This window comes from Duganella fentianensis (genome assembly GCF_964031615.1).
GTDB lineage: Bacteria > Pseudomonadota > Gammaproteobacteria > Burkholderiales > Burkholderiaceae_D > Rugamonas > Rugamonas fentianensis_A.
In genome coordinates, this window is record NZ_CAXIQN010000013.1 from 186,549 (window position 1) to 208,123 (window position 21,575).

The 21,575-nt window shown below is 60.2% G+C and carries 21 protein-coding genes; 11 read left to right on the forward strand and 10 right to left on the reverse strand.

Annotated features, from left to right (window positions below; genetic code table 11):
* Positions 1-558: 558 nt before the first annotated feature.
* Both ABNT42_RS08880 and ABNT42_RS08885 read right to left on the reverse strand, forming a co-directional pair.
* The gene (locus tag ABNT42_RS08880) at positions 559-1,479 is read right to left on the reverse strand and encodes a hypothetical protein (RefSeq protein WP_348696313.1); all 921 of its coding nucleotides are present in this window, start codon (positions 1,477-1,479) and stop codon (positions 559-561) included.
* 206 nt (positions 1,480-1,685) lie between these two features.
* Entirely contained in the window at positions 1,686-1,835 is a 150-nt protein-coding gene (locus ABNT42_RS08885) for a hypothetical protein (protein WP_348696314.1), read from the reverse strand.
* A 159-nt stretch (positions 1,836-1,994) separates the two neighbouring features.
* Here ABNT42_RS08885 and ABNT42_RS08890 point away from each other — a divergent pair, with 159 nt between their 5' ends.
* Positions 1,995-2,513 carry a YggT family protein gene (locus ABNT42_RS08890; protein ID WP_348696494.1) on the forward strand — a complete coding sequence of 173 codons (519 nt, stop codon included), beginning with the start codon at positions 1,995-1,997 and terminating at the stop codon, positions 2,511-2,513.
* Positions 2,514-2,561: 48 nt separating this feature from the next.
* On the opposite strand, the gene ABNT42_RS08895 is transcribed toward ABNT42_RS08890, so the two are convergent.
* The 8 genes from ABNT42_RS08895 to ABNT42_RS08930 all read right to left on the reverse strand — a co-directional run bounded on the left by ABNT42_RS08895 (position 2,562) and on the right by ABNT42_RS08930 (position 10,003).
* Complete coding sequence (locus tag ABNT42_RS08895) at positions 2,562-3,500, reverse strand: carbohydrate kinase family protein (RefSeq protein ID WP_348696315.1); 939 nt, start codon at positions 3,498-3,500, stop codon at positions 2,562-2,564.
* Between the two features lie 8 nt (positions 3,501-3,508).
* Entirely contained in the window at positions 3,509-5,272 is a 1,764-nt protein-coding gene (locus tag ABNT42_RS08900) for a DUF3426 domain-containing protein (protein WP_348696316.1), read from the reverse strand.
* A gap of 8 nt (positions 5,273-5,280) precedes the next feature.
* Entirely contained in the window at positions 5,281-6,213 is a 933-nt protein-coding gene (gene prmA, locus ABNT42_RS08905; RefSeq protein WP_155432879.1) for a 50S ribosomal protein L11 methyltransferase, read from the reverse strand.
* Between the two features lie 2 nt (positions 6,214-6,215).
* A complete protein-coding gene (gene accC / locus ABNT42_RS08910; RefSeq protein WP_348696317.1) occupies positions 6,216-7,601 on the reverse strand; it encodes an acetyl-CoA carboxylase biotin carboxylase subunit in 1,386 nt (461 codons plus the stop codon).
* Between the two features lie 111 nt (positions 7,602-7,712).
* Positions 7,713-8,186: an acetyl-CoA carboxylase biotin carboxyl carrier protein gene (accB, locus tag ABNT42_RS08915; protein WP_348696318.1), complete on the reverse strand. Its 474-nt coding sequence runs from the start codon at positions 8,184-8,186 to the stop codon at positions 7,713-7,715.
* Positions 8,187-8,273: 87 nt separating this feature from the next.
* Positions 8,274-8,711 carry a type II 3-dehydroquinate dehydratase gene (gene aroQ / locus ABNT42_RS08920; protein WP_348696319.1) on the reverse strand — a complete coding sequence of 146 codons (438 nt, stop codon included), beginning with the start codon at positions 8,709-8,711 and terminating at the stop codon, positions 8,274-8,276.
* Between the two features lie 84 nt (positions 8,712-8,795).
* Positions 8,796-9,344 (reverse strand): TlpA disulfide reductase family protein, encoded by a 549-nt coding sequence (locus ABNT42_RS08925; protein WP_348696320.1) that lies wholly within the window; start codon positions 9,342-9,344, stop codon positions 8,796-8,798.
* A gap of 8 nt (positions 9,345-9,352) precedes the next feature.
* On the reverse strand, positions 9,353-10,003 hold the full coding sequence (locus ABNT42_RS08930) for a hypothetical protein (protein WP_348696321.1): 651 nt from the start codon (positions 10,001-10,003) through the stop codon (positions 9,353-9,355).
* Positions 10,004-10,105: 102 nt separating this feature from the next.
* Here ABNT42_RS08930 and mpl point away from each other — a divergent pair, with 102 nt between their 5' ends.
* From mpl to ABNT42_RS08980, 10 genes are all read left to right on the forward strand, one after another.
* Positions 10,106-11,473: a UDP-N-acetylmuramate:L-alanyl-gamma-D-glutamyl-meso-diaminopimelate ligase gene (gene mpl / locus ABNT42_RS08935; protein ID WP_348696322.1), complete on the forward strand. Its 1,368-nt coding sequence runs from the start codon at positions 10,106-10,108 to the stop codon at positions 11,471-11,473.
* Positions 11,470-12,048, forward strand: a complete 579-nt coding sequence (locus ABNT42_RS08940) for a YqiA/YcfP family alpha/beta fold hydrolase (protein WP_348696323.1) — start codon at positions 11,470-11,472, stop codon at positions 12,046-12,048. Before mpl ends, ABNT42_RS08940 begins: the two co-directional genes overlap by 4 nt.
* Before the next feature lie 32 nt (positions 12,049-12,080).
* The gene (locus ABNT42_RS08945; protein ID WP_348696496.1) at positions 12,081-12,659 is read left to right on the forward strand and encodes a chorismate lyase; all 579 of its coding nucleotides are present in this window, start codon (positions 12,081-12,083) and stop codon (positions 12,657-12,659) included.
* 49 nt (positions 12,660-12,708) lie between these two features.
* Positions 12,709-14,799, forward strand: coding sequence for an RNB domain-containing ribonuclease (locus tag ABNT42_RS08950; RefSeq protein WP_348696324.1), 2,091 nt, complete (start codon positions 12,709-12,711; stop codon positions 14,797-14,799).
* Positions 14,800-14,871: 72 nt separating this feature from the next.
* Positions 14,872-15,759 (forward strand): TonB family protein, encoded by an 888-nt coding sequence (locus ABNT42_RS08955; protein ID WP_348696325.1) that lies wholly within the window; start codon positions 14,872-14,874, stop codon positions 15,757-15,759.
* On the forward strand, positions 15,759-16,577 hold the full coding sequence (aroE, locus tag ABNT42_RS08960; protein ID WP_348696326.1) for a shikimate dehydrogenase: 819 nt from the start codon (positions 15,759-15,761) through the stop codon (positions 16,575-16,577). The genes ABNT42_RS08955 and aroE overlap by 1 nt, the downstream gene beginning before the upstream one ends.
* A complete protein-coding gene (gene mtgA, locus ABNT42_RS08965) occupies positions 16,574-17,290 on the forward strand; it encodes a monofunctional biosynthetic peptidoglycan transglycosylase (protein WP_348696327.1) in 717 nt (238 codons plus the stop codon). Before aroE ends, mtgA begins: the two co-directional genes overlap by 4 nt.
* Before the next feature lie 106 nt (positions 17,291-17,396).
* A complete protein-coding gene (gene corA, locus ABNT42_RS08970; RefSeq protein ID WP_348696328.1) occupies positions 17,397-18,362 on the forward strand; it encodes a magnesium/cobalt transporter CorA in 966 nt (321 codons plus the stop codon).
* Positions 18,363-18,480: 118 nt separating this feature from the next.
* Entirely contained in the window at positions 18,481-20,211 is a 1,731-nt protein-coding gene (locus ABNT42_RS08975) for an ABC transporter permease subunit (protein WP_348696329.1), read from the forward strand.
* A gap of 38 nt (positions 20,212-20,249) precedes the next feature.
* Positions 20,250-21,560, forward strand: a complete 1,311-nt coding sequence (locus ABNT42_RS08980; RefSeq protein WP_348696330.1) for a nitrate/sulfonate/bicarbonate ABC transporter ATP-binding protein — start codon at positions 20,250-20,252, stop codon at positions 21,558-21,560.
* Positions 21,561-21,575: the final 15 nt, after the last annotated feature.

A 21,575-nucleotide genomic window follows, 5' to 3' on the forward strand; every position in this document is an offset into this window, starting at 1 on the left:
AATAAGGCGCGCTTTGAAGTGCGAAAAAATCGCCGGAGTTCAGTCGGCGCGCTCTGCAACACGATAGTGCTGGCGTAGCGGCGATTAGCTGACGATATGAAGTAGTCGATTGTGTGCTGTAAGGTGAGCCTATGCGCACCGCACAGAAAAAAATGCGCGAGATTCCGTATCGTGCTGGTTGCGCACCGACAAGGTTTTCGTGTACTTTACGAAATTGAAAAAGCGTGTTTGCAAATCGGCGGATTTCTTGATACGCGCGAGCTGCAAAACAGGACGCTAAACAGGATACAGAATCACAACCATATGCTGACACCACACTGTTTTTGATCGACCGTCTTGCCTGAACCGGTTCAGGCCGGGCGGTTTTTTTGTTTGAGAGTGAGACAGTAGTGGTCTGCGACGTAGGTCCCTGGAGCTGAGTACACGCCCGACCACCCGCAAAACGTCGCGACAAGATTTGTAATCTGTACGCTGCGCCGGCCACGGACTGCGAACAGATCGATGGCTGAAGTGCTGCACTCGTGAGGAGGGGCAGCAGTTCAGCTAGTGCCGAATTCATTAGCGCAAACGGCTTTCGTTTGTGCCGATGAATAATTCGCCTAGCCTAATCCCGGGCTGGACGGGTTTAAATCTTGTAATGAATTTTCCCATCCCCGATGAAGGAGAACTAAAAATGGCAACCGCCGCAAAGAAACCAGCTGCCAAGAAGCCGGCAGCGAAAGCTGAAGCTCCAGCAAAAAAAGTAGCCGCCGCTAAACCGGCCGCTAAAGCCGCCGCCAAACCAGCAGCCAAAGCTGCTGCTAAACCAGCCGTGAAAAAAGCTGCTGCTAAGCCAGCCGCTAAGCCAGCAGCAAAAGCTGCAGCGAAACCAGCTGCTAAACCAGCCGTGAAAAAAGCCGCTGCTAAACCAGCTGCCAAACCAGCTGTGAAAAAAGCCGCCGCTAAGCCAGCCGCTAAAGCAGCTGCCAAGCCAGCAGCTAAAGCAGCCGCTAAGCCAGCAGTGAAAAAAGCTGCAGCTAAACCAGCAGCTAAGCCAGCAGCCAAGGCAGCCGCTAAGCCAGCAGCTAAAGCAGCAGCTAAACCAGCAGTGAAAAAAGCTGCTGCCAAGCCAGCCGCTAAAAAAGCTGCAGCTAAACCAGCCGCCAAGAAAACCGTTGCTAAAGCCGCTGCCAAGCCAGCTGCTAAAAAAGCCGCTGCTAAGCCAGCCGCTAAAGTAGCCGCTAAGCCAGCAGCTAAAAAAGCTGCCGCCAAACCAGCTGCTAAACCAGCAGCCAAGAAAGCCGCTGCCAAGCCAGCTGCTAAAGCCGCCGCCAAACCAGCTGCCAAAGCCGCAGCCAAGCCAGCCGCCAAAAAAGCAGCTGCCAAAAAACCAGCGGTAAAAGCAGCAGCCAAACCGGCTGCAAAGGTGGCAGCTAAGCCTGCAGCAAAAAAGCCAGTTAAGGCTGCGGCTACCAAGCCAGCAGCCAAAGCAGCGGCCAAGCCAGCTGCTAAACCAGCCGCCAAGCCAGCCGCAAAAGCTGCAGCTAAGCCAGCCGCTAAGCCAGCCGCGAAAAAGCCAGCTGCCAAGAAAGCTGCTGCGCCAGCCGCTGCCCCGGTAGCTGCTGCGCCAGCCGCCGCACCAGCTGCTGCTGCCAAGCCAGCCGCTAAGCCAGCTGCTAAAAAAGCTGCGCCGAAAAAAGCTGCTGCTAAACCAGCTGCCAAGCCAGCCGCTGCACCAGCCGCTGCTGCTGCGCCAGCCGCTGCCGCTCCAGCACCAGCTCCTGCAGCTGCTGCTCCGGCACCAGCTCCAGCCGCCGCTGCCGCTCCGGCCCCTGCACCAGCTGCTGCGCCAGCAAAGACCGTGGTAGCTCCAGCAGCTGCCTGGCCTTTCCCGACCAGCACCCGTCCATCCTAAGCTTGATAAAAAGCTAGGTGGCCTGCTGAGGCAACCAGCCGCTGTGTGAGACAATCACACAGCGGTTTTTTTTTGGAGGAGTTCCGTGCTGAGTATCGTCATGTTGATCGTCGACGCCATCGCCACCCTGCTGGGCGGTGCGCTGCTGTTGCGCTTCTGGATGCAGGCTATCCGCGTGCGGCCACCGTCTTCGGTGGCACAATTTACGTTCCAGTTATCGGACTGGCTGGTGCGCCCGCTGCGCCGCATCGTACCGGGCGTGGGTGGTTATGACTGGGCCAGCCTGATCGGCGCCTTCCTGATCGTGCTGCTGGCCACTTCCGTGCTGCTGCTGGCAGGACTCTCGCCGCAGATGGTGGCGCTGGCCGCCCTGCAGCGCTTCCTGAGCTGGATACTGTACGGCTTTATGGCGCTGCTGATCGTCGAAGCCATCTTCAGCTGGGTCAATCCCCATGCGCCGCTGGCACCCTTTGTGCGCGCGCTGAACGAGCCGCTGCTGCGGCCTATCCGCCGCACCGTGCCGCTGGTGGGGAATCTGGATCTGTCCTTGCTGGTGGCCGTGATTCTGCTGCAGATCGCCCAGATTCTGCTGGGGATGCTGTTTAGCGGTCACTTCTAGGAGGGGAAAGCGGCTCCGGACGTATGCCGGAGCCGGGTGGGGTATTACTTAGTAGCGATAGCCGAAAGCCGCTTCGAAGCGGTCGGCGATTTCGGCCGGCGTGAACTTGTGGTTCTGCGCACCCTTGTGGGCGATCTTGATAGCGCCAAGCAGGCTGGCCAGACGGCCTGTGGTTTCCCATTTCCAGCCTTGGGTGATGCCGTACAGCAGACCAGCGCGATAGGCATCGCCGCAACCGGTAGGATCGAGCACCTGCTCCGCCTGCACGGCCGGAATCACGATGCGCTCACCCTTGGTATAGATCTCGGAACCCTGTTCGCCACGGGTCACGATCAGCGCTTCCAGACGGGAGGCGATGTCCGGTATGGTCAGGCCGGTGCGCGACATCAGCAGTTCGATTTCGTAATCGTTGGCGGTGACGTAGGTGGCTTGGTTGATGAAGTCGATCAGTTCATCGGCATTGAACATCGGCAGTTGCTGGCCCGGATCGAAAATAAATGGAATCTCCAGCTTGACCAGATCGGCGGCGTGCTTTTGCATGCCCAGATGGCCGTCCGGCGAGATGATGGCGATGCGTGCCGGACCCGCTTTGGCGATATCGTTCTCGTGCGCGTAGGACATGGCGCCCGGGTGGAAGGCGTTGATCTGGTTATTGTCTTCGTCCGCCGTGACGAAGCACTGGGCATTGTAGGCTTCCTGCTTGATCAGGATGTTGTCGGTCGACAGACCCAGCTTGCGCAGGCGCTCGGTGTAGGCGCCATGATCCTGACCCATCACGCCGACGATGCGCGGGTCGCCGCCCACCATCATCAGGTTATAGGCGATATTACCGGCGCAGCCACCGAATTCGGTGCGCATGGTCGGGGCGAGGAAGGACACATTCACCTTGTGCAGCTGGTCGGCCAGCAGCAGGCTGTCGAAACGGCCGGGGAATTGCAGAATGGTGTCGATAGCGATCGAGCCGCAGATCAGGGAAGTCTGGTTCATGGTGTACTTTATGGGTAGAAGACGGCGATATGGTAGCCGGAGGCTTTCAGCTGGTTCAGTTCGAAGAACAGTTTGACAGCTTGTTCGGTGTGCGGAGCGAAGCCCTTATCGAGCGGCACGTCGGGGCCGAGGTAGTCACGCGGGGTGAATACGCGGCGCAGCACGGCCTTGTCGCTGGCATCGTCCAGCACCAGTTCGATGTGCGGCCAGCTTTGCGCGGTGGCGCTCTGGTTACGCAGCAGGGTGTTGAACGAGAAGGTGGTGTCGCTCAGGGTTTGCAGTTCGCCCTGTTCGATGTTCAGATCGTCGATCTGGGCTGGCAGTTCGATCTTGCAGCCCAGTGCATTGCAGGCTGCCGTCAGCGCCGGTTTCAGCGGCGGCATGGCGGCTGCCAGCTGGTTGCGGAAGGTGGTCACGCCCTGCACGCCCAGCGCGCCGACTAGCGCAACGCTGCCCAGCGCCATGGCGACGCTGATGGCTTTGCCGTATTTCTGGCGGCGCCGGTCGCGCTTGAGGAAGCCCGGTTCTTCGCCGGCCGCGTCGTCGGCAATGGCGCTGGCGGCGGCTTCGGTGGTGCGGGCCGGTTGCAGCAGCAGGTCGGCTTCGGCGCCGGCCTGCGCAAGTGCGGTCTGGCCGGCGGCCTGTTTGCTGGCCGAGGAAAGCTCTACCAGCGTATCGTCATCGTCGTCCAGCGCATGCAGATCGCCCGCAGCCGCCGTGGGTGCGCCGAAAGATGGCTCCTGAAGCAGCGGCGCATCGAAGCTGGGTTCGATGCGTTCGCTGGTGTTGCTAGCCTTGTGTGCGTCGCCAGAGGCCTCCGCCGGGGCGCCTATGCTGCGCTCCATCACGGCCAGTTCGGCCGCCAATGCCGCTTCCAGCTCCGCATCGGACATGGTTTCGATGGCCAGTTGGTCGTCCAGCGCCGGACTGGCCGGCTCGATGACGGCTTCTGGCTGCGCTTCAGGCTCTGGCTCAGGCTCCGGATCGAGGTACGGTTCAGGCTCGGGCTCAGGTTCCAGATCCAGCATCAGTTCAGGCTCAACCGGCGCTTGCTCGGCGGGTGGCATGGGCGTGGCTGGAGCGACATCGGATTCGATGTCCAGATCGAGTTCTAGCGGCAGGTCACTGGTGGCGGGCAGGTTGGCTGGTGCTGGCGGTAATTCCAGCGGATCGGCGATAACATCGGCCGCAGCAGCGTGCAGTTCCGGCGTGGCTAGCGTAGCGCCGTTATCGAGGTCGACGGCGGTATCCAGCTCCAGCGGCGTTTCGGTGTCGGCGGGTTCGTCTTGCAGCACTTCCGCAGCGCGCGTGTCGAGCGCCTCCATCTTGGCGTCGAACGGCGACAGTTGCGGCAAGGGTGCAGGCGTAGGTTCAGGCGCTGGCTTAGGCTCAGGCTCAGGCTCAGGCTCAGGCTCAGGCGCGAGTGGCACGGGTTCCGGCTCTGGTTCGAACGCCGCTTCATGGTCGTCATCGACCGGTAGTACAGGTAAATCGGCAAGCGGGCTGGCCGCTACGTCCGCATCCGCGCTGTGCTCTGGTGCTACGGGCGCTGGATTTGCTAACGGTGCGGGAGTTGCGACAGGAGGTGTAACAGACGCTGCTGCAGGCGCAGCAGGCAGGGGCGCGGCAGCGGGCGGCGCCAGTAGCGCCGCATTGCCGTCAAAGACTTCGTTACAGGAGCCGCAGCGTACTATGCCCCCACGTAATTTCAACTGGTCGTGAGCGACCCGAAATACCGTGTTGCAGTGGGGGCATTTAGTGGCGAGCGCCATTGCTGTGGTTAGCGTGCCGCTGGAACCACGTCACTGCCGAGGCGGCCATGCAGCGCCACCCAGCCATCCTGTTCTGCCCACACGCCCAGCTTGATGAACGGGGCGTAGGCAGCCGCCACTTCTTCCGCCTGACGTGCCAGCACGCCGGACAGGATCAGCGAACCACCTTCGGCCACGCGGCCCGACAGCATCGGTGCCATCAGTTTCAGCGGGCTGGACAGAATGTTCGCCACCACGATATCGAAACGCTGCGTCGCATATTGCGAGGTAGCGAAGCTATCGGGCAGGAAGTAGTCGATCTCGCACTGGTTGCGCAGCGCGTTATCCTTGGCCGATTCGATCGCCTGCGGATCGATATCCACACCAGCCACCGTGCCGGCGCCGATCTTCTTGGCCACCATGGCCAGAATGCCGGAACCGCAACCGTAGTCGAGCACAGTCTTGCCCGGTGCCGGATGGGCTTCCAGCCATTCCATGCACAGGCGGGTGGTCGGGTGGCTGCCCGTACCGAAAGCCAGACCGGGGTCCAGCTCCAGTATCAGGGCGTCCGGGTCCGGTGCTTCGTGCCAGCTCGGCACTACCCAGATGTTCTTACCGATGTGTATAGGCGCAAACTGCGACTGGGTCAGGCGCACCCAGTCCTGCTCCTCCACCTTGCGGGTGGTGAAGCGGGGCAGGGTCTGCAGGCCGATCTGGGCGGCAGCTGCGCCCACGATCAGCGCATGATCATCGTCCTCGTTGGTCAGGGCGACCACGCGGCTGTGATCCCAGGCCGCTTCGGTCGGTTCCATGCCCGGCTCGCCGAACAGCGGTTTTTCCGCGTCGGTGCCTTCGTCTGCATCCTCGACGGAAACCGACAGGGCGCCGACATCCATCAGCGCTTCCGACAGGGTTTCCGCGTGGTCGCGGGCGATTTCGATGACGATTTCAGTCCAGCTCATTTTTATGCTTGTGCCTTGTTACTCAAACTCAGTTTGTGCAGATCCGGCATATCGGCCAGTTTCTGCTCCAGATAATGGATGTTCGTACCACCTTCGATGAAACGGGCATCAATCATCAGTTCGCGGTGCAGCGGGATGTTGGTCTGGATACCTTCGACCACCATTTCCGACAGCGCGATCTGCATGCGACGGATAGCCTGTTCACGGGTTGCGCCGTAGGCAATCACTTTGCCGATCATCGAATCGTAGTGCGGTGGTACATAATAACCTGCATACGAGTGCGAGTCGACGCGTACGCCCGGACCGCCCGGTACGTGCCATGCCGTGATACGGCCCGGCGACGGGGTGAACTTGAATGGATCTTCCGCGTTGATACGGCATTCTACCGCGTGACCGGACAGCATCACGTCGCGCTGACGGAAGCGCAGCTTCTCGCCGGCGGCGATGCGGATCTGTTCCTGCACGATGTCGATGCCGGTAATCATTTCCGTTACAGGGTGTTCCACCTGCACACGGGTATTCATTTCGATGAAGTAGAACTCGCCGTTTTCGTACAGGAACTCGAAAGTACCTGCGCCACGGTAGCCGATCTTGCGGCAGGCTTCAGCGCAACGATCGCCGATTTTCTCGATCAGTTTGCGTGGAATGCCCGGTGCCGGTGCTTCTTCGATAACCTTCTGGTGGCGGCGCTGCATCGAGCAGTCACGTTCGCCCAGCCAGACGGCGTTCTTGTGTTCGTCGGCCAGAATCTGGATTTCCACGTGACGCGGGTTTTCCAGATACTTCTCCATGTAGACTTCCGGATTGCCGAAGGCTGCACCGGCTTCCGATTTGGTCATGGCGACGGCATTGATCAGGGCAGCTTCCGTATGCACTACGCGCATACCACGGCCACCGCCGCCGCCAGCGGCCTTGATAATCACAGGGTAGCCTACTTTGCGGGCAATTTGCACGATTGCCTTAGGATCGTCTGGCAACGCGCCATCCGAACCTGGCACGCACGGTACCCCGGCGCGGATCATGGCCTGCTTGGCCGAGACCTTGTCGCCCATCATGCGGATCGAATCCGAACGGGGGCCGATGAAGACGAAGCCGGATTTCTCCACGCGCTCGGCGAAGTCGGCGTTCTCCGACAGGAAGCCGTAGCCCGGGTGGATGGCTTCCGCATCCGTGACTTCAGCGGCGCTGATAATCGCCGGCATGTTGAGGTAGCTCAGAGTCGATGGCGCAGGACCGATACATACCGATTCGTCGGCCAACTTCACGTATTTGGCGTCTTTGTCAGCTTCCGAGTGCACTACAACGGTTTTGATGCCCAGTTCGCGGCAAGCGCGCTGAATCCGGAGGGCGATTTCGCCACGATTGGCGATGAGGATTTTTTCAAACATGATAGGTTCGCTAGGTCTGTGAGTACCGGTCGCGCCGGTGACGTCAGGTGAGGAGGGAAGGCGGACCAAGCCGGTCAGCCCGCCACCAGCAGGGGCGGGCAGGAACCGGTCTTAGCCTATCACAAACAGCGGTTGGCCGAATTCGACCGGTTGGCCGTTTTCGACCAGAATCTGGGTAATGGTGCCGGCTTTGTCGGCATCGATTTCGTTCAGCAGCTTCATCGCTTCGATGATGCACAGGGTGTCGCCTTCTTTCACGGTGGCGCCCACTTCAACGAAAGCTGGCGAGCCCGGAGCGGACGAACGGTAGAAGGTGCCGACCATAGGCGACTTGACCACGTGGCCAGTCGGTTCGGCAGCCACAGCGGCAACCGGTGCGGCAGCAGCAGCGGCCACAGGGGCGGCAGCGGCAGGGGCAGCGTGGTATTGAGGCATGCTTTGCGGCTGCATCATGACCATCTGATTTTGTGGCATGGCGGACGACTTGACGATGCGAACTTTGCTTTCGCCTTCGGTCACTTCGAGTTCGGCGATGTCCGATTCTGCGACCAAATCAATCAAGGTCTTCAGCTTGCGTAGATCCATGTAACCCCCAGGAATGTCTTTGATTAGTGTAATGAGCGATCCGGCCTCTTGAGCTAAATCGCAGCGGTTGCGCGCAGATTGCGTAGGTTATCGCTTTTTAAGAACGAAGTCGATGGCAAACCGATATCCTTCGATACCCAGTCCGCAGATCGTACCTAGTGCGATCGCGCTAAGAAAAGAGTGATGGCGGAACGATTCCCGTTGGTAAATATTCGAGATATGTACCTCGACAAACGGTATCGCCACGCCCGCCAGAGCGTCGCGTAACGCCACGCTGGTGTGTGTCAGTCCTCCCGGATTGATAACGATGGCATCCACTCCCTCGGTACGGGCTGCGTGGATGCGGTCGATCAATGCGCCTTCGTGGTTGCTCTGAAAACAAGACAGGCTGGCACCGGCCGCTGCTGCCTGTGCTTCGGCAGCGCGTTCGATGTCGGCCAGCGTCTGCACGCCGTACACCTCAGGCTCGCGTGTGCCTAACAAATTCAGGTTAGGACCGTTGAGCAGTAACAGCTTTGTTGCCATGGTTTCAGGACCGTTTTCCGCGAAAGTTCCGCATTTTGCCGCCAACCGCCGGCAATGGCAAGAAAAAAAAACTCATGAAACTAGTTAAAGACTTGCTAAATCCTTGCGCAACTCGTCGAATTTGAGGCGGCCCAGATAGGTCTTCTTGACCTGACCATCGGCCCCGATCAGCACCGTGTAGGGCAGGCCACCGGCACCGTTGCCGAACTGGCGCGACAGCTCGGTGCCGGCCATGCCGGCCACGAAGACCGGATAGCTGATTTTGAACTTGTTGCTAAAATCGGCGATATTTGTTGCCGAATCGATACCGATTCCGATAACTTGCAGCTTCTTGCCCTCATCTCCGGCAGCTAGCGCCGACAGTTCCGGCATCTCCTGCACGCACGGGCCGCACCACGGTGCCCAGAAATTCACCAGCATGGCCTTGCCCTGATACTGGGCCAGCGCATGGGTTTTACCGGCCGCATCGGGCAGGCTCTGTTTATAGAGTTCCGCTACAGGACCCGTCACGCCGGCCGGCATGGTGGTGGTCAGGGGCGGGGCTGGTTCTTTCTTATTCATGCCGACATAGGCGCCGGAAGCACCAAATAACAAAGCGACAACAGCGTAAGCAGCGATATGTTTTTGATTCATGATAAGTTTTATTCGTTCGTTGTTTGATCGGTACTAATAGTATCGTGGGTAGTATTAATTAGTAGGGCACGCACGCTATCGAGGTCGGCTCGCAGAATTTTGCCATCGGCGCGGCTTTTCACGGCACCGCGCAAATCATCCAATTCATACAATTCTGCATGCACGCCTTCCTTGTGCCACATAAAACTGACAGTTTCCACCATGCCGAAGCGGGGCCCTTTGAAGTGGGGCGTTTCGGAGATATCAATTTGCAAATTTTTGTTGAGCAGGAAGATTTCCACTTCCTTGGCGCTATCGGCAAATAACTGCAGGTGGATATCGTCGTGCGGGCCGGCCGTGCCATTTAATACCGAGCCCGTCAGATGCGGCTGGTAGGCCGACAGCTTTTCCATGATTTCCACCGCCAGCGTGCGCAGCCGGAATAGCCGCGCAGGCTGCGTGTTGCTATGGAATAAAGAATGGTACAGCCGGACTTCCGCTTCGATCTGCGCGTGATCAGGTAATAGATTAGGCGGCGGCTGGGTATCGCCCAGAATCTGGCGCGCCGCCTTGCGTTTGGCGCTGTTGTAATCAGCGCCGTCCTGTGCGATCAGCCGCGCCGCTGCCGCAGCAATCTCGGCACGCAAAAGCAGGACTTCGGGAATTCCATGTGCAGTCATGAACGTGATCATACTCTGAACCGGGAAAAGGGCGGCAGGTCGGGTAAAATCTCATCTTCTGTTGGCCTTCATATTAATTACTTTAGTTCTGGTTCTGGCTTTATGCACATTCACATACTTGGTATCTGCGGCACTTTCATGGGTGGTCTTGCTGTTCTGGCAAAAGAAGCGGGGCACCGCGTGACGGGTTGTGATGCCAATGTCTACCCGCCTATGAGCACGCAATTGCAGGCGCAGGGCATAGAACTGATACAGGGCTTCGGGCCGGAACAGGTGGAACTCAAGCCTGATCTATATGTGATCGGTAACGTGGTGTCGCGCGGTAATCCGCTGATCGAGGAGATCATGAACCGTGGCCTGCCTTTCGTTTCGGGCCCGCAGTGGATAGGCGAACATATATTAAAGGATCGCTGGGTGCTGGCCGTGGCCGGTACGCACGGTAAAACCACCACCTCGTCCATGCTGACGTGGATACTGGAAGATGCCGGTTACGCACCGGGCTTCCTGATCGGCGGCGTGCCGATGAACTTCGGCGTGTCGGCGCGTATGCAGGGCGACAAGGATTCCATCTTTTTCGTGATCGAAGCGGACGAATACGATACGGCCTTCTTCGACAAGCGCAGCAAGTTCGTGCACTACCGCGCCAAGACCGCGATTCTGAATAATCTGGAATACGATCACGCCGACATCTTCCCTGATCTGGGTGCCATCGAAACCCAGTTCCACCATCTGGTGCGCACCGTGCCCGGCATCGGCCGCGTGATCGTGAATGCCGATCAGGAGTCGCTGCAGCGCGTGATCAAGCGTGGTTGCTGGAGCGAGCGCGAAGGTTTCGGTGCTAGCGAGACGGCGGACTGGCGCATGAAGGAATATGACGACGGCAGTTTCGATGTGATCTTCCAGGGCGAAGTGGCAGGCCACGTGCAGTGGCAACTGACGGGGCAGCACAACCGTAACAACGCGCTGGCTGCCATCGCCGCAGCGCGCCATGTCGGCGTGCCGGTGGCGCAGGCAGCGGCCTCGCTGGCGCGCTTCGAAAACGTCAAGCGCCGTATGGAAGTGCGTGGCGTGGTGAATGGCGTGACGGTCTACGACGACTTTGCCCATCATCCGACGGCGATCGAAACCACGGTGGGCGGCCTGCGCCAGAAGGTGGGCGCGGCTACCCGCATCCTCGCCGTGCTGGAACCACGTTCGAACACCATGAAACTGGGCGCCATGAAAGACGCACTGCCGGGTAGCCTGCATGCGGCCGATCTAGTATTCGGTTACGGCAGCGAAGCAGCGCTGGGCTGGAGTCTGGGCGACACGCTGGCGCCGCTGGGCGACAAAGCCAGTGCCTATGATGATATCGATACGCTGGTAGCGGCCATCGTCAAGGCAGCTCGCCCCGGTGACCAGATACTGGTCATGAGTAACGGTGGCTTCGGCGGCATCCACGGCAAAATTCTCGCGGCGCTGCCTCAATGATTCTCTATCTGCACGGATTCCGTTCCTCGCCGCGCTCCATGAAAGCGCGCCTGATGGCCGAGCGCATGGTGGCGCTGGGTCTCGAACAGCAATGGCTATGCCCGCAGCTGCCTGCTTCGCCCAAGCTGGCGATGGAACAGGTGTTGGCACTGATCGAAGGCGTTCCGGCCAGCGAACTGCGCATCGTCGGTTCTTCGCTGGGCGGTTATTACGCCACATGGCTGGCCGAACGTCTGGGCTGTCCGGCCGTGCTGCTCAATCCTGCGGTGGTGCCGCTCAAGGATCTGGACAAGCACGTGGGCGTGACCACCGCCTACCACTCGGACGAGCCGTTCGAATTCAAGCGCGAATATATCGAGGAATTGCGCGCGCTGGCGGTGGCTAAAATCACTGAGCCACAGCGCTATTTGCTGCTGGCGGCGACGGGCGATGAAGTGCTCGACTATCGCGATATGGTGACTCATTACGCGGGCGCGCAGCAGCACATCATCGAAGGCAGCGACCATAGTATTAGCGAATTTGCCGACTATCTGGATGAAGTGCTGGCCTTCTGCGGCATCGGAGCGCAGTCTTGAAGCATACCTTGACGCCTGCACGGAGCGCTTCGCTGCGCCAGACCCGCTGGCAGCCGCACGTGCTGGCGCTGAATGCACCGGCCGCGCTGCGTCCGTGGCTGACGGAAGACGGTTCGCTCACGGCACGCCTGAAAGCCCACAGCAGCAGCTTCCGTGTGCAGTGTCTGCACCAGCAGACGGCTTTGTGCCTGAACGACGAAGCGGCCAGCATCGGCATGCATAGAGCGGGGCGAGTGTGGGAGCGCGAGGTGCTGCTACGCTGCGATAATACGCCTGTGGTGTTTGCCCATACCGTGGTGCCGATGTCGGCCACTGCTACAGACTGGCCTTTATTCAGTGCGCTGGGCGAGCGCTCGCTGGGCACCACGCTGTTCGGCGATCCGCAGGTGCGGCGCGGTGAACTGGAATTTGCCCGTTTGCGTGCGGGCCACCCGCTGGCGCAGCGGGCGCGCAAAGCGCTGGGGCTGGACGGCTCCGACGCTGCTGGCGCAGATGAACTGATACTGTATGCACGGCGCTGCCTGTACCGGCGGCGGCAGGGCAGTCTGCTGGTAACGGAAGTGTTCCTGCCCTCCGTGCTGACGCTGCTGCCGCGGCAGACAAGTAAATAAATAAGCAATAACGATAGCAACAACGAATCAACCCTACAGAAAAACAGCAATGAATTTATTCTTCGAAGAATCCGGCGATTTCAAGGTCGGCACCATGATGACGCAGGCTGGCGAGGCCTATCAGGTTGAAATGGCCAGCGGTAAGCGTAACAAGGTCAAGGCCAAGGACGTGCTGCTGCAGTTCGAAAAGCCGTCGCCGGCCGAACTGATGGAGCAGGCCAAAACCATCGCCGCCGAGATCGACCTCGATTTTCTGTGGGAAGTGGCCGGTGAAGAGGAATTCGGCTTCGCCGAACTGGGCGCCGAGTACTTCGGCCATGCGCCGCTGCCAGCCGAAGCGGCAGGCCTGATCCTGTGCCTGCATTCTTCGCCTATCTATTTCTACAAAAAAGGCCGTGGCCGTTACAAGGCGGCGCCTGAACAGTCGCTGCGCGCTGCGCTGGCCGGTATCGAGAAGAAGAAACAGCAGGCACTGATACAGGCTGGCTATGTCGATCAGCTGAAAGCCCAGCAACTGCCGGAAGCCATGCAGAGCATGGTGCTGCAACTGCTGTTCAAACCGGACAAGAACACCATCGAATTCAAGGCACTGGAAGCGGCCGCCAATGAGCTGCACACCACGCCGCAGCGTCTGATGCTGGCGGTGGGTGGCGTGGCATCGCCTAAAGCGCTGCACATGGCGCGCTTCCTGTTCGAAAATTTCCCTCGTGGTGCCGGTTTCCCCGAAGTGCCTGTACCGCAGGCGCCTAGCGGCCTGCCGGTGGCCGATGTACAGGCTTTCTCGATCGATGACGTGACCACCACCGAAATCGACGATGCCTTCTCCGTCACCATGCTGGACGCAGGCAAGGTCAAGATCGGTATCCACATTGCCGCGCCGGGTCTGGGTATCAAGCCGGACGACGCCGTGGACAAGCTGGCGCGTGCGCGCATGTCCACCGTGTATATGCCCGGCGATAAGATCACCATGCTGCCGGACGCCGTAGTAGAAGCGTTCACGCTGGCCGAAGGCAAAACCTGTCCGGCGCTGTCGCTGTACGCTACGCTGGATATGGCCGACTGGTCGGTGCTGTCCACTGAAACCCGCGCCGAGCTGGTGCCGATTGCGAACAACCTGCGCCACAACGATCTCGATGATCTGGTCAATGAAGAAACGCTGGCCAGTGGCGCAGGCGAATACCCGCACAAAGAATCGCTGCGCCTGATCTGGCAATGGGCACAGGTGCTGGAAGCGGCTCGTATGGTCAAGCGCGAAGCGTGGGGCCTGAAGCCGGAACAGAACAACCGTGTCGATTTCAACTTCTATGTGGAAGACGATGTGGTGACGGTGAGCCGCCGCAAGCGTGGCGCGCCGCTGGACAAGATCGTGGCCGAGCTGATGATCTTCGCCAATAGCACGTGGGGTAAGCTGATGCACGACCATGGCGTGCCCGGCATCTACCGCAGTCAGGGGCAGGGCGTGGGCGGCTGGGCTGCCAAGATGCAGGTGCGTATGCTGACGCACGCGGCACCCCATCAGGGGCTGGGCGTGGACCAGTATGCGTGGAGCACTTCGCCGCTGCGTCGCTACACCGACCTGGTCAACCAGTGGCAGATTCTGGCCTGCGCCGAGCATGGCGTGACGGCGCCACTGGTGGCCAACTTCAAGCACAAGGATGCCAATCTGTTTGCCATCGTGTCGCAGTTCGATGCGGCGTATGCAGCTTACAACGATCACCAGTCCACCATGGAACGCTACTGGTGTCTGCGCTGGCTGGGTCAGGAAAATGCCCGTCAGGTCGACGCCGTGGTGCTTAAGGACGAGGTGCTGCGTCTGGTCGATATTCCGCTCATCATCCGTCTGCCGGGCATGCCGCAGGTGGCGCGTGGCCTGCAGGTCAAGCTCGATATTCTGCGCTGGGACGAAGTGGATCTGAGCATCGAAGCCCGTATTCTGGAAATTCCGTCCGCCGATGCGGCACCGGCCGATGCCGATCTGGACTTCGAAGATGACGAAGCGCCGGAAGAAGCGGTGGATGCGCCGGAACTGGCAGTGGAAGCGCAGGCCGAAGCCGGTGCCGAAACGCCGGCCGAAGGCGAAGCCGCAGCCGCCGATGGTGGCGGTGACGGTGACGGCGAGAGCGCGGCGCCAGCGGCCTAAAAAGCCGTTGCCGCGCGTCTGCTTTCACGTAAAATCAGTCCCATCAGCTCCAACCTTAGCTACTGGCCCTGTGTGAAGTCCTTCCGAGAAAATCGTCTCCTGTATCTGGCCTGCGGCATTTCGCTGCTGGCCCACGGCGCATTGCTGGCCGTGCGGCTGGTGGCGCCCGTGGCGGCGCCGGTCAAGCCGACCGATCCCGGACTGGAAGTAATCCTCGTGAACGCCAAGCATAGCAAGGCGCCGCTCAAGGCCGACGCGCTGGCGCAGGCTAATCTGGATGGCGGTGGCACGGTCGATCAGGGCCGCTCCAAGTCGCCCATGCCGGACCTGCGCAAGATGGAAACGGGCGACAGCATCAAGGCGGCCAAGCGCCGTATCGCCCAGCTGGAAGAACTGCAGCAGAAACTGCTGACGCAGGCCAAGGTGGACACCCCGTTCGTGGCGCCGCCCGTAACGGAAAAGAGCAAGCCTGATCCGACTCCGACTGGTGCCGATCTGCTCGACGCCAGCAAGGCGATTGCGCGCCGCGCCGCAGAAATCAGCGAAAGCATCGAAGACCAGAACAAGCGCCCCAAGAAAACCTTTATTACGCCCAGCACGCGCGGGGTGGGCTACGCCATGTATTACAAGGCGATCCAGAAGCGCATCGAGGATATCGGTACGCTGAATTTTCCGCAGGCACGCGGGCGCAAGCTGTATGGCCAACTGGTGCTGTCGATTCCGGTTTTTCAGGATGGCACCATCTACATGGCCGATGGCGGCATCAAGGTAGACCGCAGTTCCGGCAACCCTGAACTGGATGCCGCAGCCGTGAACATCGTGCGGCGCGCTGCGCCGTTCGGAAAATTCCCGCCGAATATGCTGTCGAACGAGAAGGACGATCTGTGGGTGATCGTCACCACCTTCAAATTTACCCGCGAAGACAAACTACAAGCCGATTTGAGCGGCGGAGGACACTGATGGATCGCTACTGCGTTTTTGGCAACCCTATCGCCCATAGCAAATCGCCCGATATTCACGCGGCGTTTGCAGCCCAGACGGGGCAGCAACTGAGCTACGAGCGCCGGCTGGCGCCACTCGATGGCTTTGCCGCCGCAGTGCAGGACTTCATCGCCGAAGGCGGCAAGGGCGCCAATGTCACCGTGCCGTTCAAGCTGGAAGCTGTCAAAGTGGCGCAGGCGCTGACCATCCGTGCCCGTGCTGCCGGTGCCGTCAATACCTTGCACTTTACTGACGAAGGCATCATCGGCGATAACACCGATGGCGTCGGGCTGGTGGCCGATATCGTGCGCAATGCCGGTGTGCCGATTACGGGCAAACGGGTGCTGCTGCTGGGCGCCGGTGGCGCTGCGCGCGGCGTGGTGCTGCCGATACTGGAATACCGTCCGGCCCAGCTGGTGATTGCCAACCGCACGGTGGCGACGGCCGAAGCGCTGGTCGAGCAGTTTGCTGCGCTGGGCGGCGAGGGCGTGGTATCGGCCTGCGGCTATGCCGAGATTCAGGGCGCCTACGACATCATCATCAACGCCACTTCGGCCAGCCTGAGTGCCGAACTGCCGCCTGTGCCGGCTAGCGTGTTCGCACCGGAAGCGCTGGCGCTGGACATGATGTACGGCGCCCAGCCTACTGTGTTCCTGCAGTTCGCCGCCCAGCATGGCGCGCGTCTGCGCGACGGGCTGGGCATGCTGGTCGAGCAGGCAGCCGAAGCCTTCAGCCTGTGGCGCGGCGTGCAGCCGGAAACGGCGGCCGTGCTGAAGGCTTTGCGGGAGCAGTTGTGAGCACGGCTAAGCGCGGCAGCGGGCGTTGGACGAAGTGGTTGAAGTGGCTAATATTAGCGCCGCTGCTGTTGTTCACGCTGGTGCAGCTGTATTTCTTCGTGCAGATCTGCTGGTGGATAGACCATAACCCCACCAGCACCAGTTTCATGCGCGCCCAGCAGGCCGCGCTGCGTGAAAAGAACCCCAAGGCGAATATCCAGCAGCTGTGGGTGCCGTATGCGCGCATCTCGAATAACCTCAAGCGTGCCATCATCGCTTCGGAAGATGCCAATTTCTCCGACCATGACGGGGTGGACTGGGAGGCGCTGCAGAAGGCCTATGACAAGAACGCCAAGAAGCACAAGGTCGTGTCGGGCGGTTCTACCATCACCCAGCAACTGGCCAAGAATCTGTTTCTGTCCGGTTCGCGCAGCTATCTGCGCAAGGGGCAGGAATTGATCATCACCTTTATGCTGGAAACCGTGATGGAGAAGGAGCGTATCTTCGAAATCTACCTGAACGTGGTGGAATTCGGCACGGGCACCTTCGGCGCCGAGGCGGCAGCGCGCCATTACTATGGCGTGAGCGCGGCCAATCTGGGGGCGGCGCAGGCGGCCAAGCTGGCCGTGATGCTGCCGAATCCGCGCTTTTTCGACAAGCACCGCGACTCCAACTATCTGGCCAAGCGCACGGAAGTGATCCTGCGCCGCATGAATTCGGCCGAATTGCCCTAGACGGGCAGAAAAAAGCACGGTAGGTGCGGAAATTCGCCTATACAGGCTGGCTTAGGCAGGGCCTTTGCGGGTACACTTGCGCTGTTTCCAGAAGGCTCGCGCACCCATGATTAATGTTTTCGTACTCCAGAATGGCCGGCTCAACCAGGTACCTATCGACACGCGCGCCGATCTGGAGCAGGTCGAACCGGTCTGGGTGGACCTGACCGACCCGACGGATGACGAACGGGCATGGGTCAAGACCATCTATGGCGTGACACTGCCGGGCGAAGACGAAGTCAAGGACATCGAAGCGTCGGCCCGTTACTATGAAGCGGAAAACGGCGATCTGCACCTGCGTACCGACTTCCTGCTGGAAGAAGAGGATGGCCCGTCGCGCATCGTGACGGTGGCCTTCATCCTCGCGCGCAAAATGCTGTTCTCCGTGCATACCGACGATCTGCCCGTGTTCCGGCTGGTGCGTATGCGCGCCCGCTCGCGCCCCGGCTCGATTGCCGACTACATGGACGTGCTGCTCGATCTGTACGCGACCGACGCCGAATATTCGGCCGATGCACTGGAAGGCATCTACCAGAATCTGGAAGAGGTCAGTGGCCGCGTGCTGCAGGAAGAATTCACCGACCAGGACGCAGCCGCTGCCCTGAATGCCATCGCCCACGAGGAAGACTTGAATGGCCGTATCCGCCGCAACATGATGGATACCCGCCGCGCCGTCAGCTTCCTGATGCGTGGCCGCTTGCTCAACTCCGAGCAGTTCGAGGAAGCGCGCCAGATTCTGCGCGATATCGAATCGCTGGACGGACACACCTCTTTCCTGTTCGATAAGATTAACTTCCTGATGGATGCCACCGTCGGCTTCATCAACATTAACCAGAACAAGATCATCAAGATCTTCTCGGTGGCCAGCGTGGCCTTCCTGCCGCCTACCCTGATCGCTTCCATCTATGGCATGAACTTCAAGTGGCTGCCGGAACTGGAATGGTCGCTCGGCTATCCGTTTGCGCTGGCCCTGATGGTGACCAGTGCGATTGCCCCGTTCTGGTACTTCCGCCGGCGCGGCTGGCTGAAATAAGCGTTCTGTTCGAACTTTCAGTACTGTAATAAAGTTGGCCGGTTTTATCGCTTAAAATCGCGCCAGTGTCACTTTCCGGTCAAACGCATCGGGTATGCTGGCCAACGAAAGTGCGAACATGAACAAGAAACGGCAATTTTTCCCCCGTCAGGTGGTGGAAGCCGGCGGTAACCGCTGGGACTGGGCTCTGCTACCCATCGTATTGGCAGTCTTTGTGCTGATGGCTTACGGTAGCCAGCAGATGGCGCGGCCCTATGAGCTGGGGCAGGCGCTGCCGCTGTCGCTCGATCCTGTCAACCTACCTTACTATCTGCTGCGTACCACGCTGCGGATGTTTATCGCGCTGGGCGCATCGATGGTGTTCAGCTGCGTGTTCGCGGCCCTGACCACCAAATACCGGCTGGCGGAAAAAGTGCTGGTGCCGCTGCTCGATATTTTGCAGTCGATCCCGATTCTGGGCTTTTTATCGATTACCGTGACGGCCTTCATCGCCCTGTTCCCCGGTAATCTGCTGGGCGTGGAGTGCGCCGCCATCTTCGCCATCTTCACCTCGCAGGCGTGGAATATGGCCTTCTCGGCCTATCAGGGCTTCCGCAACGTGCCGGCCGAACTGTCGGAAGCGGCGCAGGTGTATCAGCTCTCGGGCTGGCAGCGCTTCTGGCGGCTGGAGCTACCGTTCGCCATGCCCGGCCTGCTGTGGAATATGATGATGTCGATGTCCGGCGGCTGGTTCTTCGTGGTGGCTTCGGAAGCGATTTCGGTGTCGGGGCAGGATATCAAGCTGCCCGGCATCGGCTCCTATATCGCACTGGCGATTGCACAGAGCGATATGCACGCTATCGGCTGGGCGATTGGCGCCATGTTCGTGGCTGTGCTGATGTACGATCAACTGTTCTTCCGCCCGCTGCTGGCATGGGCCGACCGTTTCCGTTTCGAGGAGACGGGGAGCGACACGGCGCAGCAATCGTGGCTGCTGACGTGGCTGCGCCGTACCGAGCGTACGCAGGCCATGGTGGCATGGTTCGGCGATCTGCTGGGGCGCTCGATTGCACTGTTCCGACTCAGTCATGACGGCACCTCGATCCGTGCGCGGCGCGATCAGCCTTCGCTGGTGCCGCAGCGTGTATGGGATGCGGTGATTGCTGCCGTGGTGTTCTACGCCTTGTGGAGTCTGGGTCACTTCATCCGCACGGAAGTGGGCTGGAGCGAAGTGGGGCACGTGTTCGTACTGGGGCTGTACACGCTGGTGCGGGTGATCCTGCTGCTGGCGCTGGCCGCGCTGGTGTGGGTGCCGGTCGGTGTGTGGATAGGCATGAACCCGCGCTGGGCTTCACGCACGCAGGCAGTGGCGCAGTTCCTTGCGGCTTTCCCCACCAATCTGGTGTTTCCGGTGGCAGTGGTGGCGATTGTGCGCTTCCATCTGAATCCGGATATCTGGCTGTCGCCGCTGATGATCCTCGGCACCCAGTGGTATCTGCTGTTTAACGTGATTGCCGGTGCATCCACTATTCCGACCGAGTTGCGCCACGCGGCGCAGAACTTCGGCCTGACAGGCTGGCTCAAATGGCGCCGCTATCTGCTGCCGGCCATCTTCCCCAGTTTTGTCACGGGGGCGATTACGGCGACAGGCGGTTCGTGGAATGCCAGTATTGTGGCTGAATATGTGAGCTGGGGGCCGACCACGCTGAAAGCGCACGGCATTGGCAGCTATATTCAGGAGATGACGACGGCGGGCGACTTCCCCCGCATTGCGCTGGGCATAGGCGTGATGTGCATCTTCGTCATGGGCTTCAACCATTTTGTCTGGCGCCGTCTGTACACGCTGGCAGAGAACCGCCTGCACTTCTAGTGCGCTAACAGTAACGGAATCAGTAACGGAATCGAAACATGAGCACTCCTATCGTCGAATTGAAAGCCGTCGGCAAGCACTTCCGTGGCGCCGATGGTTCCGCCCGCGCCGTGCTGCAGGGCGTGGACTTCACCCTGCATGAAGGCGAAATTGTCGCGCTGCTGGGCCAGTCCGGCTCCGGCAAATCCACCATGTTGCGCATCATGGCGGGGCTGATCCAGGCCGACGCGGGGCAGGTGCTGTATCGCGGCATGCCGCTGTATGGCACGGCGCGCGGTATCCGCATGGTGTTCCAGTCGTTTGCGCTGTTCCCGTGGCTGACGGTGCAGAAGAATGTGGAACTGGGGCTGGAAGCGCAGGGCATGCCGGCCGAGGAGCGGGCGCGCCGTGCCGAAAAGGTGATCGATCTGATCGGCCTGTCTGGCTTCGAAGGCGCGTTGCCGCGCGAACTGTCGGGCGGTATGCGCCAGCGGGTCGGCATCGCCCGGGCGCTGGTGATGGAACCGGAAGTTCTGCTGATGGATGAAGCGTTTTCCGCACTCGACGTGCTGACGGGCGAACGCCTGCGCGAAGAAATCCTCGAACTGTGGCAGTCGGGCCAGATTCCCACCAAGGCCATACTGGTGGTATCGCACAACATCGAAGAAGCCGTGATGATGGCCGACCGCGTGCTGGTTTTCGCCAGCGATCCGGGTCGGGTGCGCGCCGAGTTGCCGATTTCGCTGCCGCAGCCGCGCAAGGCGGAGAGCAATGAAGTGCGCCAGCTGATCGACAAAGTGTATGAGCTGATGACGGCCGGTGCTGGCCGCCGTGGGCTGATCAGCGAAAAGGAAGTCAAGCTGCAACTGGGCGACCGTCTGCCGCAAGCCGGCATCGCCCACATGGAAGGGATACTGGAACTGCTGGCCGAAGAACCCTTCATGGGCCGTGCCGACCTGCCGCAACTGGCCGAAGAGACGGAACTGACCGACGCGGAACTGCTGGAAGTGCTGAACGGGCTGATTCTGCTGGGCTTTGCCTATCTGACCAATGGCGACATTCTGCTGACGGAATTAGGCAGTAAATACGCCGCAGCCAGCAATACCGAGCGGCAGGAGCTGTTCGGCCACCAGTTGCTTGAACATGTGCCGCTGATCGCCTACATCTGTCACGGCCTGGAACAGGATAAATCAGGTGACTTGCCGGAGGATCTGTTCCTCAAGCTGCTGCGGTTCACGCTGAGTGCGGAAGAAGCGGAGAAGGCCCTGCGGGTGGCGATCGAATGGGGCCGTTACGGCGACCTGTTCGAATACAACTTCAACACCGGCGTGATCCAGATGGCCAAGGAAGACGAAGAAGACGAAATCTAACTTCGCAATTTCTAA

What these genes read in the sequence shown, in the direction of transcription:
- ABNT42_RS08900 (WP_348696316.1), bottom strand. Translation starts at nt 5,272, where the DNA reads ATGGCGCTCGCCACTAAATGCCCCCACTGCAACACGGTATTTCGGGTC.
- ABNT42_RS08930 (WP_348696321.1), bottom strand. Translation starts at nt 10,003, where the DNA reads ATGACTGCACATGGAATTCCCGAAGTCCTGCTTTTGCGTGCCGAGATT.
- accB (WP_348696318.1), bottom strand. Translation starts at nt 8,186, where the DNA reads ATGGATCTACGCAAGCTGAAGACCTTGATTGATTTGGTCGCAGAATCG.
- ABNT42_RS08940 (WP_348696323.1), top strand. Translation starts at nt 11,470, where the DNA reads ATGATTCTCTATCTGCACGGATTCCGTTCCTCGCCGCGCTCCATGAAA.
- ABNT42_RS08890 (WP_348696494.1), top strand. Translation starts at nt 1,995, where the DNA reads ATGTTGATCGTCGACGCCATCGCCACCCTGCTGGGCGGTGCGCTGCTG.
- aroE (WP_348696326.1), top strand. Translation starts at nt 15,759, where the DNA reads ATGGATCGCTACTGCGTTTTTGGCAACCCTATCGCCCATAGCAAATCG.
- ABNT42_RS08925 (WP_348696320.1), bottom strand. Translation starts at nt 9,344, where the DNA reads ATGAATCAAAAACATATCGCTGCTTACGCTGTTGTCGCTTTGTTATTT.
- ABNT42_RS08895 (WP_348696315.1), bottom strand. Translation starts at nt 3,500, where the DNA reads ATGAACCAGACTTCCCTGATCTGCGGCTCGATCGCTATCGACACCATT.
- ABNT42_RS08980 (WP_348696330.1), top strand. Translation starts at nt 20,250, where the DNA reads ATGAGCACTCCTATCGTCGAATTGAAAGCCGTCGGCAAGCACTTCCGT.
- mpl (WP_348696322.1), top strand. Translation starts at nt 10,106, where the DNA reads ATGCACATTCACATACTTGGTATCTGCGGCACTTTCATGGGTGGTCTT.
- prmA (WP_155432879.1), bottom strand. Translation starts at nt 6,213, where the DNA reads ATGAGCTGGACTGAAATCGTCATCGAAATCGCCCGCGACCACGCGGAA.
- ABNT42_RS08950 (WP_348696324.1), top strand. Translation starts at nt 12,709, where the DNA reads ATGAATTTATTCTTCGAAGAATCCGGCGATTTCAAGGTCGGCACCATG.
- corA (WP_348696328.1), top strand. Translation starts at nt 17,397, where the DNA reads ATGATTAATGTTTTCGTACTCCAGAATGGCCGGCTCAACCAGGTACCT.
- accC (WP_348696317.1), bottom strand. Translation starts at nt 7,601, where the DNA reads ATGTTTGAAAAAATCCTCATCGCCAATCGTGGCGAAATCGCCCTCCGG.
- aroQ (WP_348696319.1), bottom strand. Translation starts at nt 8,711, where the DNA reads ATGGCAACAAAGCTGTTACTGCTCAACGGTCCTAACCTGAATTTGTTA.
- ABNT42_RS08975 (WP_348696329.1), top strand. Translation starts at nt 18,481, where the DNA reads ATGAACAAGAAACGGCAATTTTTCCCCCGTCAGGTGGTGGAAGCCGGC.